The organism is Microbacterium sp. Leaf151 (assembly GCF_001424225.1).
GTDB lineage: Bacteria > Actinomycetota > Actinomycetes > Actinomycetales > Microbacteriaceae > Microbacterium.
Map to the genome: position 1 here is coordinate 131969 of NZ_LMOR01000002.1, position 13452 is coordinate 145420.

A 13452-nucleotide genomic window follows, 5' to 3' on the forward strand; every position below is an offset into this window, starting at 1 on the left:
TCAGACCGCCGCGCGGACGGGCTCTGCGAGGGGGCCGGCGGAAGTGTCGCCCGTCAGGCGCTTGACGACGAGCTCGGCCGAGATGAGGCACATCGGCAGGCCGATGCCCGGGAGCACAGACGTTCCCGCGTAGAACAGGTGCTTCACCTTGCGCGAGCGGTTCTTTGGGCGGAAGATCGCGCTCTGGGTCAGCGTGTGCGCGAGTCCGAGCGAGTTGCCGTGCCAGGCGTGCAGGTCGTTCGCGAAGTCCTCGGGTGCGATCGTCTTGCGCACGACGATGCGCTCGGCGAGATCCGGGATGCCGGTCCACTCGGCGATCTGGGCGATGACTCGATCAGCGGCCTTCTCGATGCGCTCATCGCCGGCGCCCGAGACGCCGCCGCGCCCGCTGTCGGGGTCGGCGGGCACGGGGACCAGGACGAAGAGGTTCTCGTGGCCCTCGGGCGCCACCGAGTCGTCGCTCGCGCTCGGACGGCAGATGTAGATCGACGCAGGGTCGGGGATCATCTTGTTCTCCCCGAAGATCGCGTCGAAGTTGGTGTGCCAGTCGTCCGTGAACAGCAGGGTGTGGTGGGTGAGCTGGGGCAGCTCGCCCTTGACGCCGAGCAGCAGCAGAAGGGCACCGGGGCTCGGAACCTTGTCCTTCCACCACTTCTCGGGGTACTGGCGGTCCTTCTGCTCGAGCAGGTCGTTCTCGGTGTGGTGCAGGTCCGCGCCCGAGACCACGGCATCCGCCGAGATGACGCGTCCGTCGGCCAGACGCACGCCGCGCGCGACACCCGATTCGGTGATGATGGCATCCACCGGGGTCGAGGTCTCGATGCGTACGCCGCGCTCGCGCGCGAGCTTCTCGATCGCGGCGATGATCTCGGTCATGCCGCCCTTGGGGTAGAGCACGCCGTCACCCAGGTCGAGGTGGCTCATGAGGTGGTACAGGCTCGGCACCTCGAAGGGGGACCCGCCGAGGAATACCGCCGGGTAGGCGAGGATCTGCTGCAGGCGGGTGTTCTTGAAGTCGGTGGTCACGCGGTTCCACAGCGTCCGCGTGAGCAGCGGGATGAGCGTGGGTAGGCGCTTCACGAGCGCCGGGTCGCGCAGTCCCTTCGTCGACGAGTACGGGTCGTACAGGAACTTCGACGTCGAGAGCTCGTACGCGTCCTTCGCGGAGTCGAGGTAGGCGTCGATGTTGTCGCCCGAGCCCGGCTCGTGCTCCTCGAACAGCGCGCGCACGGCCTCTCGCCCCGAGACGATGTCGATCGGCTCGCCCTTTCCGGGAGGGCCGTAGACCCGGTAGGCCGGGTCGAGGCGCACCAGGTCGAGCTGCTCCGCGGCACTCGTGCCGAGCAGCCGGAAGAAGTGGTCGAACACCTCGGGCATGAGGTACCAGCTGGGGCCGGTGTCGAAGCGGAATCCGTCGCTCTCCCACGAGCCGGCGCGACCGCCCAGGGCGTCGCGGGCCTCGAAGAGCTGGACGTCGTGGCCGCGGTCGGCGAGGAGGGCTGCTGTGCCGAGTCCGGCGATTCCGCCTCCGATGACGACGATGCGCTGGGCGCTCATGAGCGGGAACCTTTCGGAGGACGCCCGAGGAGGGCGCGGGCGGCGAGGGTGGCTTTGACACCGTCGGGGACGCGGACGCGGGGAGCGCCGGCGGGGGAGGAGCGAAGGCGGCGCGACAGCTCGGCGAACAGGTCGTGCGCGGTGGTGACGGCGGCGCGGCAATCGGGCGGCAGGTGCGGGATGACGGATGCCGCGGCGGCGAGGTCGGCGTCGATCCGGTCGAGTACTGCGGTGCGCCGCTCGTCGTCGGCCGCGCCGTCGAGGTAGTCGCGGCCGAGGCGGTCGGCGTCATCGGCGAGATCGCGCAGGAAGTTGACGTCCTGGAACGCTGCGCCCAGGCGCCGGGCTCCGTCGACGAGGTCGGCCGCGGGACGGGCGGGGGCCGACATCCCGGCGTTGAGGAACACCTGCAGGCACATCAGCCCGACGACCTCCGCCGAGCCGTAGACGTACTCGTCGTGCGAGAGGTCGTCGTGGGTCGCGGTGTCGATATCGGTGCGCATCGAGGCGAAGAACGGGGCGATCAGGTCTGCGCCGATGCCGCACTCGCGCGCGGTACGGGCGAACGCGTGCACGACGAGGTTGGCGCTGAAGCCGGAGGCGATGGCATCCATCACCTCGGTCTCGAGTCCGTCGAGTACCGCGCGCTCGCGCTCGGGGGTGAGGCCGGCATCGTGGGCGGGACCGTCCACGATCTCGTCGGCGACGCGCACCAGTGCGTAGACGTTGCGCACGTGCGGGCGCGGGCGGGCACCCAGCAGACGTGTGGCGACGCCGAACGACGTGGAGTACCGGTTTATCACCGCGGCCGCAGCGTCGTCGGCCGTCTGCGAATAGAGTTCGAGTCCCGTGTGGGCGGTGCTCACGGAACGCGCTCCGCCACGGTGTCGACGAGGTCGAGCAGCATGGCCTTGCACGCCGAGGGCAGCATTGCTCCTTCGACGATCATCGTGGCTTCTTCGAGCGTCTCGTAGACCATGCGCTCGAGGGCCTTCCGCGCTCCTGAGGCCGACAGCGCGGCCTGCGCGGCGCGGATGGCCACGGGACCGGTGTGGGCCTGTGCGAGCGCGAGGCTCACCTCGGGCCAGTCCTCGGTCTCGCGGGCGAGGGAGATCAGGTGCGTCTTCTTCGCTTCGCGCAGGTCGCAGCCCTCGTCCTTGCCGGAGACGGCGGGGGTGCCGAAGGCGCCGATGAGGTCGTCGATGAGTTGGTAGGCGAGTCCCAGGCGTTCGCCGAAGCGTTCGAGGGCGTGGAGGGAAGCCTCGCTTGCGCCGGCCATCACGGCGCCGGCCTGCAGGGGCGCCGAGAACGAGTAGACGGCGGTCTTGTCGCGCGTGGCCGCCAGGACGGTCATCGCATCGACGTCGCCCGCGGAGACGGCGTTCTCGACGTCGGCGAGCTCGCCCGCGGCCGAGACGATCACGGCATCCTCCACGAGACGAAGGAGTTCGGCGCGCATGGCCGCCGGCACGTCGGCCAGGGCGACGAGTCGCCCCGCCTCGTGCAGAAGCATGTCACCGGCGAGGATTCCCGCGGCGTTTCCGAGCAGCGCGGCACCGGCTTCGTCGGCGCCTCTCTCGAGGCCGCGTTGGCGGAATTCGCCCCCGATGTTCGGGATGCCGCGGCGCTCGAGGTCGTGGTCGATCACGTCGTCGTGCACGACGAAGGCCGTGTGGAGAAGTTCGAAGGCCGCGGCGACCTGCCAGAGTGCCGAGAGCGCGACGGCGTCACCGTCGAGGGTGTCGTAGGCGGCGGCGACCAGCAGGGGACGGAAGCGCTTGCCCCCGGTGGCGGCGCGGCGGATGGCGGATGCCAGGGCACGCGCGCCGTCGCCCAGCGGCCCGACGCGGTACTCCAGGCGTTCGAGGGCCGTCTCGATCGCGTCTTCGATCTCTTGCCGCGCAGTGGGGGCAGAGGGGACGGCGACGATCACGATGCTCTCCTCACGGCGGGTAGGGCGTCGAACAACGCAAGCTGCTCGGCCTGCATGACCAACCAGGGGCTGAACGCCCAGGGCGTGGCGGCGAGCGAAGCGGCGAGGTCGAGGGGGTCCACCCAGCGGTACTCGGCGACCTCGTCGGGGTGGGGCTGCGGGTCCTCATCGGTGCGGGCAACGTAGACGGGGCAGATCTCGTGCTCGACGATGCCGCTCGCGTCGACGGCGCGGTAGCGGAAATGCGGGAGGGCGAGTTCGAGATCGCGCACACGGAGCCCGACCTCGAATCCGGCACGGCGATGGACGGCCGCGATCATGGGTTCGCCCGGGGCGGGGTGTCCGCAGAACGAGTTGGTCCACACGCCCGGCCAGGTCTTCTTGTGCAGCGCGCGCCGGGTGACCAGCACCTGGCCGTCGCCGTTGACGACGTGACACGAGAACGCGAGGTGCAACGGGGTGTCGGTATCGTGCACACTCGCCTTGGGCGCCGTGCCGATCTCGCCTCCGAAATCGTCCAGGAGGACGACATACTCGGTCTCGCTCATCGTGCCTCCTGTTTGCTAGTTTAGCTAGCGATGTGAGCCTGACTATACCCAGGCGGAAAGGGGGTGTCCACCGTGACCAGCCCCGTGTCGACCTCTGCTAGCCGACCCCGTGTCGTCGAGTCGCTGCGCGCCATCCAGACGCTGAGCGACGCCCTCGATCGCATGCACAGCGGCATGAAGGGCGACATGGACATGAACGCCAGCGACCTCGCGACGCTGCGAATGCTGACCATCCGCGAGCATCGAGGGCAGATGGTCAGTCCGCACGACGTGGCCGCTCATCTGCGCATCTCGACAGCCTCCACCACCAAGCTCATCGACCGTCTGGTGGCGTCGGGCCACCTCGAGCGTCGCCCGCACCCCTCCGACGGTCGTGCGCGCGTCGTCGTGCTCACCGACAAGTCGCGACGGGAGTTCTTCCAGCACTTCGGCGTTCGTCTCGGCGCCATGCGCGAGATCGCCGACCGCTTCGACGACACCCAGCTGGCCACCGTCACGCGCTTCATGGACGAACTCACCGAGGCCATCGCGACCGACGACTGACGGGGCGCCGTGCGCGACCCCCTACCGTCGCGGCGCCGGCCCTCGCGCCACGCGCACGCCGACGTCGTCGAACCCCTCCCGCGGCCGCCCTCCCCGACGCGCCGTCGCCCGCACCAGCGCCGGGGCATCCGACCAGCCGCCGCCCCGGAACGCGCGGGCGTCGCCGTCGCCCTCGGGGTCGTAGGCGTCCATGCACCATTCCCAGACGTTGCCGAGCGTGTCGAACAGGCCGTGGAGGTTGGGCAGGCGCGCGCCGACCTCCGACGGGTGACCCACCCCGTCGGCAGCAGTCCACGCCACGTCGCGCACCGGCCCGTAGGCCGCCGAGACCGACCCCGCGCGGCACGCGTACTCCCACTCGTCGTCGGTGGGCAGGCGGAAGCCGTCGGCCTCGGCATCCCCGTCGACGACCTCGCCGTCGAAGGAGTACACCGGGTCGAGCCCCTCCCACTCGCTCAGCGCGTTGCAAAGGCGGATGGCGCGCAGCCAACTCAGGTCGACGGCGGGGCGCCTGGGGTGGCGGGAAGGGATGCCGAGCAGTTCGGCCACCTGCTCCTCGGTGACGGGATAGACGCCGATCTCGAACGCCTCGACGACGATCTCCCGACGCTCAGCCCCGCGCAGGTCTCCCCGCAGCACGCGGCCGGCGGGGATCGTCGCCATTTCGACGTCTGTCAACGTTGCTCACCACTCACCGGTCAGAGAGTTTCGACGGAGGCGTGGGGCCCCTGCGAAGACTCGATGACTAAGGGTGACGCATGTTTCCAGCGGAAATGCCCAGGGTGACATCCGCGGCTTTTCGTGCAGTCGTCAGGAACGGACGAGATCCGCCGTGGCACGCACGCCCACGCCTTCGGTCGGCCGCGGCGCGAAGACGGGCGAGGACAGGTCCCCGGTGTCGAGGTCGGCGTACTCGTGGGCCGCAGAGCAGTACGACCTCTGCCCGCGCCATACGGCGCGGCTGGGTCGGAGGGTTGCTCCACAGGTCTCGCAGCAGACGACGGGACTACCGAACACGAAAGTGTTCACGGCGTCCCGCACGCGCATCAGCACGTTGTTCATGTAGCTCTCCTCGTTACCCGGCCCGACGCCCCGCGATGTCCGTGACGGAGCGGGCCCACGACCGACGCTACGGGTCACGCACAGGGGGGATGAGCGGCTTGGGGATTTCCTCGGGGGATCTTGCGGTACGGCCGCTCTCCTTCAGAAAACCCTGCGCCGGCGTCGAACAACGGTCCCGTCGGCGCAGGGGATCCTTCCGGCGGTCGACGTCGACCCCCTCCAGCGCCCTATGCCAGCTGGACCATCCACAAATCGCTGTCGCCGGTGACGAACAGGCGCTTCTCGTCGGAGTCGAAGGTGCAGTTGCTCACGACGTGCGGGGTGGGTATAACGCCCAGGCGTCGTCCCGTCTCGTCAACGATGACGACCCCCGCCTCGCTCGAGATCCAGAGCCAGTCGCGGCTGTCGACGACGAAGCCGTCCGGGATTCCGGCATCCACTGTCGCGAAGGTGCGCGGGGTGCCGAGCGTCACGCCGTCCCAGCTGCAGGCGACGACGCGGGGGAGTCCCGCCGCGTTGGACTCGGCGACGTAGAGCGTGCGCTCATCGCGGCTGAAGGCCAGACCGTTGGGTTGGTCGAGATCGATCATGCGCTGCAGGCTCTCGCCCTCGCGCCAGCGGTAGACGCTCTGGTGCGGGAGGGCGGGGTCGGCGGGATACCCTTCGCGCGGGTCCGAGATGCCGTAGGTGGGGTCGGTGAACCAGATCGCCCCGTCGGATGCCACCACGAGGTCGTTGGGCGAGTTGAGCGGCTCGCCCTCGAAGGCGTCGACGAGCAGCACGGTGCCGGTCGCGTCTGTACGGCTGATTCCGCGGCGACCGTGCTCGGCCTGGACGAGGCGGCCCTCGGCATCCATGGTGTTGCCGTTGGCGAAATTCGAGCGGTCGCGCACCGTGACGATGCTGCCGTCTTCGCGCCAGGCGAGCGTGCGACGGCCGATCACATCGCTGAAGACGAGGGAACGCTCCTCCGGCCACCACACGGGGCCTTCGGCCCATGTGGCGTCGGCGTAGAGCGACAACAGGCGCGATGACGGCGGCAGGACGGCCGCGAGACGCTCGTCCCAGACGCGGGGCGGGGCGATCTCGACCTGCTCGGGGGACCGCGGGTGCTGCAGGATCTGACCGTCGAGGGGGAGGGGCATCCGCCCAGTCAATCCGGTCGGCATGGGAGCGGAGAGCGGGTTGACGTGTTCAGCCGAACGGGTGCGGTGTCGGGGCGCCGGGGGAAGAGGTGAACTGCACGAGCATCTGCCAGCAGGGTTCGTCGCCCACGGTGCCCGAGAGATGCCCGCGGTCGCCGTCGATCTCCGCGGTGTCGACGTCCTGTCCGAAATGGATGTCTCCGGGACCCATCTCGACCCGCGCGCCATCTTGCGTCGCGAGGAACCAGCGCCCGCGCAGCGGAATGACCCACTGAGGATGAGGAGATGGATGCCAGTCCCCGACCCAGCCGACGGGGAGCACCGCGAAGAGCACCGCGGCCACCTCGCCCGGGAAAGGACGCATCCACTGCGGGTCGGCCCCGCCTCCGACGCTCTGCAGTCCGAAGCCGCGCATGATCGATTCGTCGAGTCGGCTCCTCCCGTCGAGCCCGGTCCACATGTGCACGAATGGCAGCGTCGGCGGAGTATCGGCGTCGCGGCCGTCGTCGTCGAGAGGTGCGGTGGTGGTCGTGTCCATGTGACGAGTCAATCTGCGAAACGGCCCACGGACGGAGGGTTGACGGACGGGCCGCCCGGAACAACGCCGAAGGGCGTCGCCGACTTCCGTCGGCGACGCCCTCGAGGAACGCGTGAGGCGTCAGGCCTTGCTGCGGCGGTTGCGGCGTGCCGTCGCGGCGACCGCGACAGTCGCGCCGGCGAGGACGAGGGCGCCACCGCCGACCCAGAAGCCGAGGAGCGAGTTCGCGTCCATACCCGTCACAGCCAGCGAGCCGCTTCCGCCGGTGCTACCGCCGGCGTTCGTCGTGCCGCCGACGCTCGTGCCGCCACCGACGACGCCGGTCGACGTGGTGGGGCTGCCGTCAGCCGCGGTGCCCGCGGCGGTCAGGAGGTATGTGCCGACCTGAGGCTCCGGGAGCGTGATGACAGCGGTCGCAGAGCCCGACGCATCCGCGAACTTCGTGACGGAGGCCGACGTTACAGCGAGACCCGCGGTCGCGATGTTCGAGCTGGTCACCCCGACGCCGGTGAGGGTGAACGACACGGGGCTTCCCGGCAGGTAGCCGGCGAAGCCCTGGGGCCCATCCTCGGTGATCTCGCGAGACTGGGTCCCGGGGGCGGTGGGGACGTAAGTCTGCGCCTGTACGGCAACCGGCGCTGCGAGAAGCAGCGCGCCAGCGAGCGCGGCCGTAGCGCCGACCTTTGCAAAATTGAGCTTCATGAATGCCTGCTTTCGAATCCGGGGTACCGGAGAGAGGTGGTCCGCGCTCGTGCTATCCGGCAACGACGTAAGGGGAGGACAACGGTGAAGCGGGTCTTTATAAGACATTCTGAGTATTGCCTAGGTACATTCCCGATGCAAACTGGGAGTGGTTTCCGGCACGTTAAATGTCACTGTACGGAACATTCTTGGGACGCCTCGCGTCCGCCCTACCCCAGAGTCGCGCTGGGCGAGGAGATGCATCTCGCCTGGACGGCGGTCGGGAGCGACGCGTCCGCGGTCGGTGTGATGAGAGCCTCAGCCTCCGACGCCCCGGAATCCGATTCGACGGTGATCACGACCGTGTCTGTCGCTTGCGGACCGAGTGTCGAACCGAAGGTCAGCACGTCTCGTCCGTCGAACGATCCCTCCGTCGGACCTGTGCCGCTCGTGGTTGTCGCCGAGGCCAGCCTCCACCCCTCCGGAAGGAAGATGTTGCTGACCACGGTCGCGGCGCCGGGCGCGGTCCCAAAAGCCCCATTTCCCGTGACGTATTTCGGCAGGCTGGTTGCGGCGTCTGTGGGTGCCGTGTTCGTCAAGGTCATCGTGACGGTGAGCTGACGGTCCTGGGCACTGCACGGGCCCCACGTGAGTGTCACGATCGGTCGAACGTAGAAGCTCATCTTGGACCCCGTCCCGTCGTTGAGATACACGCCGAAACGAGCGGTGTCTGAGTCCGTGGTCGGAATGGCGCCGGCGAGGGTTGTGCCATCGATGAGAGCTCGTTGCATCGGATCTGCCGACCACAGGAGGATGCGACGTTCTTCGGTCGCGCGCGCAAGGGCAGTCACCAGACCGGTCGCGGAGCCCCGTCCGTCCAGGAGAGCGGAGAAGACAGCGCCGGTTGCGCCGGCGAAGAAGGCATCTTGTGCAGCAGGCTCGGGGTAGCGCTGGTACACATCGTTCAGCAGAACGGACACGGCGCTGGCGGATGTCAGAGACTCCCCGTCCGGGAGAGCGACCGGTCCCGTGGCCTGCAGTAGGTAGGACAGGGTCACCGGGTCGATTGCGACGACCCCGTCGACGTCGACTCCCGTCTGCTCGCGATACATCTCCTTCGCTAGCGGGCCGTCCACGGAGAAGTCGGGGATCTCCGTCAGGTTATGGAAGAACCGAGCAGGACGGGATCCATAGATCTCCCGCACGTCATCTGGCAGTTGCGCGGCGGGCGCCCTGATCCCGCGTGACAGCTCTGTGGCGGACCGCGTGTCGATGAGCGATATCACGCCCCCGTCGGTCCGCATGAGAATCGCGGTGCCGGTGATGCCACCGAGAGAACGCCACTCGGCGTTGTTCTGGACGAGGACGAGGTACGAGCGCGGACCGTCGTCGCCCAGCATGGCGGGGAAGAGCTTCGTGGCCCGTGCGAGCGCGTCGATGGCGGCGGACGACCGGGTGAACAACGCGTCGGCTCGATCGACTGCTGAGCCGACCGAGCCGATGAGGGGGGTACGGTCGAGGCCCTGAATGGCGGATGCTGCGCGACCCGATGCGTCAGCCGCACGTTGTGCCGTCGGCTCGAGCTCGACAAAAGGCGCCGTATCGAACCGGCCGCCGCTCGGCCGCAGATCGTCGAGGGAAATATCCTGCGCGACCGCCGCCAGAGGCAGTAGCGCACCGGTGAGGAGCTGATCTGACGAGGCGGCGATGGTGCGGAAGGCGGACAGTTGTGGGCCCAACCACGGTGTCCGTTCGGCCAGGGACCAGATCCCGTCAGACGTGAGTTCGTGGGCGCCTCGAGCCTCGGTCGCGATGTTCTCGAGGGCAGGCCCCGCGAGGGACGGGTCCGCCGCGAACGCCGCTGATACGTCGGAAACCGATGCTTCTACACGAGTCAGATGGTCATATGCCAGCGCGCCTCGCACCCCGACCCACACGATGATGAAGCAGGCGACGACGGACAAGGCCGCCAGAACCCAGGCGGCAAGTCTTCCTGCATGGTGCAGCCGCGGCGGAAGGATTCGGGAGCTCAACCGGCGAGCGTCCGTTCTGCGATCCGCCAGCGTGCGGACTTGCGTCCCTTCGCGTCGCAACGCTCTAAAGACGACAGGGCCGATCCGTGGCGACTCACGCGTCTCGTGTGACTTCTCGTGCGGTTCGACGAGGCCCCGGATCGGCTGAACCTCTGGATGCTTCGCTCTCGCCGGTCACATCTGTCGAGCCGGTCCGGAATCGCAGTGAGGCCAGCGTCTTCGGTTCCCGATCGACCGGTCCTCCTCCTTCGCCGTAGCCATAGACCGAGCCGTACCCGTACCCATACCCGTAGGCGGAGTAGTAAGAGTCCGGTCCTCTGGTGGGGACCATCGACATGACGAAGCCGGCTAGGTTCGCATCCACGGCGTTCAGTGCTTCGGTCGCACCCGTGAGCTGATGTTTGGTTGTTCGACCAGCGGCTACCACCATCAGCGCACCGCTCGTGAGTCGCGAGAGGATGGCCGCGTCTGTGACCGGCAAAAGGGGAGGACCGTCGCAAAGGACGACGTCGAAGTCGTTCTCGAGAGCGCCGAGAAGCACACCCATCTGGGTGGAACCGAGCAACTCACTCGGGTTCGGCGGAATCTTGCCGGCGGGGAGGACGTACAAACTCCGCCCGCCCCAGGGCAACATGACGTCGCGAACGTCCGCGCGACCGATCAGAACGTCGGTGAGACCCGCACCGCCCTCGATGCCCAGGTACTCGGCCACCTTCGGCTTGCGCAGGTCCGTGTCGAGCAGCGCGACTCGTTTTCCTGCGTCAGCAAGAGCGATCGCGAGATTGATGGTCGTCGTGGACTTGCCTTCGCTGGGGATCGAGCTGGTGATGACGAAGCTCGATCGGCCGCCCATGTCGAGGAACTGCAGGTTCGTGCGAAGTGCTCTGAACGACTCCGCGCGGGGACTCGACGGGTCAGCATGAACAATCAGCGGCCGCTCTTTTGCCTTGGCGTCGTACGCGATCGCGCCGATGGCCGGAGCGCCCGTGATGAGTTCGGCGTCCCGCGGGGTTCGGATCCGGTTGTCCAAACTCGTCCGGAGAACGGCGACGAGGATGGCCAATCCAGCTCCTACGAACAACCCCAGAGCCACATTGAGAAGTGTGTTGGGGCTCGAAGGCGCCAACGCGGGTTCGGCCTGGCTGACGAGACTCAGCCGCACCGGGCTCGATCCGTCACTTGCTTCGGGCTCCAGCCGGGGCACGGCGGCGGACAGGCTCGTGGCGATGGCGTTCGCGATGTCGGCAGCGCTTTCCGCGTTCCGATCAGAAACCGTCACGGTGATGAGAGTGGAGTTCGGCGATGCTGTTGCCTTCACCTCGCTCGCGAGTGCCTTGGCCGTGACGTCCAGATCGAGGCTGTCTACAACGGGCTGCAGCACAATGGGCGTGGACACGAGTCCGACGTAGGTGTTGATGCGCGCCTGCGTGAAGCTCGAGCCTTGCTGAAGTTCTGCGACGGTGTTGCCCGATTGCGTGGACACGAAAACGGTGCTCGACGATTCGTAGATGGGAACGCGGGTGAGCGTGTATCCGACCATGACTGCGGCGCCCAGCAATGTCAGCACAATCATGACGAGCCAGTTTTTACGCAGGATACGGATGTAGTCGCTGAGCTCCATGGTGCCTTTCAAGAACGCGCCGCCAGCCTGTTCGGCCCGGCCGCAGGAATGAGCCCCAGTCTTCCACAGGAATCGTCACGTTCAGGATCGGTGCGCTACAACCATGTGTCGATTGGGCGTCGATTTAGGTGTTTACGGGATTAACGGCTCTTGCCGAACCAACCGGGTGAACCGATCTCCAGTCGCATCCGTCGTTCTCATTCAGGATGATGCTGAGACAGCGGATCATCCCTCGCGTGTCGGTCCCAGAGCAACGAGGCGGACTACGCGTTCCACCGCTATCAACGCCGGCTCCAGTTGACGGGCGGCTTGCTCGTAGACACCGCGGGATCGCCGGTACGGATCCACGACGTCGTCGTCATTCGGCCGCATGGGAGGCAGCACCAGACCTCGTCGAGCGTTCACAGCGGCGAGCGCCCCCGCGAGGCGGGAATGGGGGTCGCCGGCGGTGTTCGAGGCGGCCTCCAAGAGTTCCGCATCCGACATCTCCTCGGTGAGGCGCGCGAACTCCCGCGCCGTGAAACAGCGACGCATCTGCGCCGGGGCGAGCTCGACCACCTCGCGGCGGTGTTCACGGGCCATCGCCACGGTGAGATCGACGGCCTCCAGGTCAGTCGCCTTCAGACGCCGGGCGCGATGTTGCGCGAGTTCGTCGGCGACGGCCCCCATGCCCACCCCCGTCTCTACAGCTTCATGGGTGGCCTGCATGCCTTCACGCGGCCGCGTGCCCGCGCTGTCGACCCTCACACCGAGGGTCGACAATCGAGTCCGCAGCACCTGCGCGGCGACCGGTGATCGGCAGATATTGCCTGTGCAGACGGTCATGATTCTCAGCACGGCGGCCTTCGGTTCGGCGACGGGAATGTCGCGGTCGGTTTTATCGACGGTAGCTTAATGACGTGCTGACGAGTCTTTTCGACGATCCACCCGGGCGTTTCACCGAACCCGACCAACCATGTCAGTCGACCGCCACGTGAGCCGCGACGGCATGACGGTGCAGAGCTCGGCGGCGAGGCGAGAGCGGTCGAGCCGTGCCCGCTCGGATTGGCGGCTGGGTGGGCGGGGTGTGCATCGTTGGGATGGTGTCGTCATTGCCACCGCCTTGATCAGCTGCGGTGTGGCTGTCATCGCCTCAGGTTGGGTCGGCCGATCGCCCATGCCATGGGCCCCCGCGTTATCCGTGATCGTCCTCTGGGGGGGACTTGGCCTCCCCGCCGTCCTGGCGTTTTCGAGGGGAGTGCCAGCACGCCTCCTTACGTTTCACGCGCGCGACCTGTTGTGGGCGTTCTGCCTGGGTCTCGCATTGCGCATTCTCCAGGGCATGCTCAGCAACGCGAACTCTTCGCCGTTCCCCTCGTTCTCCGGTGGAGCGGATACCCGCGACGAGCTAGTGGGACTGTCTTTTCGAGTGGCGAGCGGACTCGTCTCGCCCCTGTTCGAGGAGTTCTTCTTCCGAGGCGTCCTTTTGGTGGCCACGTACCAGATGCTGCGAAGACCTCTCGGCTTCGTCGGCGCAGGCGTCGCCGCGACGGTGGCGTCCGTGGCGTTATTCGTATGCCTGCATCTCTTCTTCGAGGGGTTGAGCGGTGCGGAAGTCACCCAACTCGTCTTCGTCGGTTTCGGCTGCGCCGTGTATACACTCGCGACCGGACGCCTGTGGGGTGCGGTGTTGATCCATCTGACCTACAACGCGTCCTTCTTCGGCCTCATGGCACTCGGAACAGTCTGAGGTCACCGAGACCCCGAGGTGAGGGCGCGATCGGACATCCCCCCAAGAAAGCTCGCGCCACG

Annotated in this window: 14 protein-coding genes; 2 read left to right on the forward strand and 12 right to left on the reverse strand. The window is 67.7% G+C overall.

What is annotated here, in order from left to right:
• The 4 genes from crtI to idi are packed head-to-tail and all read right to left on the reverse strand — an operon-like array spanning position 1 to position 4038.
• Positions 1 to 1557, reverse strand: coding sequence for a phytoene desaturase family protein (gene crtI / locus ASF76_RS04670; RefSeq protein ID WP_055953754.1), 1557 nt, complete (start codon positions 1555 to 1557; stop codon positions 1 to 3).
• Entirely contained in the window at positions 1554 to 2423 is an 870-nt protein-coding gene (locus ASF76_RS04675) for a phytoene/squalene synthase family protein (protein WP_055953757.1), read from the reverse strand. Before ASF76_RS04675 ends, crtI begins: the two co-directional genes overlap by 4 nt.
• Positions 2420 to 3490 carry a polyprenyl synthetase family protein gene (locus tag ASF76_RS04680; protein WP_235561237.1) on the reverse strand — a complete coding sequence of 357 codons (1071 nt, stop codon included), beginning with the start codon at positions 3488 to 3490 and terminating at the stop codon, positions 2420 to 2422. The genes ASF76_RS04675 and ASF76_RS04680 overlap by 4 nt, the downstream gene beginning before the upstream one ends.
• Positions 3487 to 4038 carry an isopentenyl-diphosphate Delta-isomerase gene (gene idi, locus ASF76_RS04685; protein WP_055953760.1) on the reverse strand — a complete coding sequence of 184 codons (552 nt, stop codon included), beginning with the start codon at positions 4036 to 4038 and terminating at the stop codon, positions 3487 to 3489. The genes ASF76_RS04680 and idi overlap by 4 nt, the downstream gene beginning before the upstream one ends.
• Positions 4039 to 4101: 63 nt before the next feature.
• Between idi and ASF76_RS04690 the strand changes: the two genes are divergently transcribed.
• A complete protein-coding gene (locus ASF76_RS04690) occupies positions 4102 to 4581 on the forward strand; it encodes a MarR family winged helix-turn-helix transcriptional regulator (RefSeq protein ID WP_308220489.1) in 480 nt (159 codons plus the stop codon).
• Between the two features lie 21 nt (positions 4582 to 4602).
• Here ASF76_RS04690 and ASF76_RS04695 read toward each other — a convergent pair whose 3' ends face one another.
• From ASF76_RS04695 to ASF76_RS04730, 8 genes are all read right to left on the reverse strand, one after another.
• Positions 4603 to 5259 (reverse strand): formylglycine-generating enzyme family protein, encoded by a 657-nt coding sequence (locus ASF76_RS04695; protein WP_055953763.1) that lies wholly within the window; start codon positions 5257 to 5259, stop codon positions 4603 to 4605.
• 132 nt (positions 5260 to 5391) lie between these two features.
• On the reverse strand, positions 5392 to 5643 hold the full coding sequence (locus ASF76_RS04700; protein ID WP_055953766.1) for a hypothetical protein: 252 nt from the start codon (positions 5641 to 5643) through the stop codon (positions 5392 to 5394).
• Between the two features lie 227 nt (positions 5644 to 5870).
• Positions 5871 to 6788, reverse strand: coding sequence for an SMP-30/gluconolactonase/LRE family protein (locus tag ASF76_RS04705; protein WP_055953769.1), 918 nt, complete (start codon positions 6786 to 6788; stop codon positions 5871 to 5873).
• Positions 6789 to 6837: 49 nt separating this feature from the next.
• A complete protein-coding gene (locus ASF76_RS04710; RefSeq protein WP_055953772.1) occupies positions 6838 to 7326 on the reverse strand; it encodes a hypothetical protein in 489 nt (162 codons plus the stop codon).
• 120 nt (positions 7327 to 7446) lie between these two features.
• On the reverse strand, positions 7447 to 8028 hold the full coding sequence (locus tag ASF76_RS04715; RefSeq protein WP_055953775.1) for a hypothetical protein: 582 nt from the start codon (positions 8026 to 8028) through the stop codon (positions 7447 to 7449).
• A 209-nt stretch (positions 8029 to 8237) separates the two neighbouring features.
• On the reverse strand, positions 8238 to 9746 hold the full coding sequence (locus ASF76_RS04720; RefSeq protein ID WP_235561238.1) for a DUF4012 domain-containing protein: 1509 nt from the start codon (positions 9744 to 9746) through the stop codon (positions 8238 to 8240).
• Positions 9747 to 10134: 388 nt separating this feature from the next.
• On the reverse strand, positions 10135 to 11661 hold the full coding sequence (locus tag ASF76_RS04725; protein WP_082484869.1) for a polysaccharide biosynthesis tyrosine autokinase: 1527 nt from the start codon (positions 11659 to 11661) through the stop codon (positions 10135 to 10137).
• 225 nt (positions 11662 to 11886) lie between these two features.
• Positions 11887 to 12486: an arsenate reductase/protein-tyrosine-phosphatase family protein gene (locus ASF76_RS04730; RefSeq protein WP_055955317.1), complete on the reverse strand. Its 600-nt coding sequence runs from the start codon at positions 12484 to 12486 to the stop codon at positions 11887 to 11889.
• Between the two features lie 496 nt (positions 12487 to 12982).
• Between ASF76_RS04730 and ASF76_RS17190 the strand changes: the two genes are divergently transcribed.
• On the forward strand, positions 12983 to 13390 hold the full coding sequence (locus tag ASF76_RS17190; protein ID WP_162240804.1) for a CPBP family intramembrane glutamic endopeptidase: 408 nt from the start codon (positions 12983 to 12985) through the stop codon (positions 13388 to 13390).
• Positions 13391 to 13452 lie beyond the last annotated feature (62 nt).

What these genes read in the sequence shown, in the direction of transcription:
- idi (WP_055953760.1), bottom strand. Translation starts at nt 4,038, where the DNA reads ATGAGCGAGACCGAGTATGTCGTCCTCCTGGACGATTTCGGAGGCGAG.
- crtI (WP_055953754.1), bottom strand. Translation starts at nt 1,557, where the DNA reads ATGAGCGCCCAGCGCATCGTCGTCATCGGAGGCGGAATCGCCGGACTC.
- ASF76_RS04730 (WP_055955317.1), bottom strand. Translation starts at nt 12,486, where the DNA reads ATGACCGTCTGCACAGGCAATATCTGCCGATCACCGGTCGCCGCGCAG.
- ASF76_RS04715 (WP_055953775.1), bottom strand. Translation starts at nt 8,028, where the DNA reads ATGAAGCTCAATTTTGCAAAGGTCGGCGCTACGGCCGCGCTCGCTGGC.
- ASF76_RS04705 (WP_055953769.1), bottom strand. Translation starts at nt 6,788, where the DNA reads ATGCCCCTCCCCCTCGACGGTCAGATCCTGCAGCACCCGCGGTCCCCC.
- ASF76_RS17190 (WP_162240804.1), top strand. Translation starts at nt 12,983, where the DNA reads ATGCTCAGCAACGCGAACTCTTCGCCGTTCCCCTCGTTCTCCGGTGGA.
- ASF76_RS04710 (WP_055953772.1), bottom strand. Translation starts at nt 7,326, where the DNA reads ATGGACACGACCACCACCGCACCTCTCGACGACGACGGCCGCGACGCC.
- ASF76_RS04725 (WP_082484869.1), bottom strand. Translation starts at nt 11,661, where the DNA reads ATGGAGCTCAGCGACTACATCCGTATCCTGCGTAAAAACTGGCTCGTC.
- ASF76_RS04700 (WP_055953766.1), bottom strand. Translation starts at nt 5,643, where the DNA reads ATGAACAACGTGCTGATGCGCGTGCGGGACGCCGTGAACACTTTCGTG.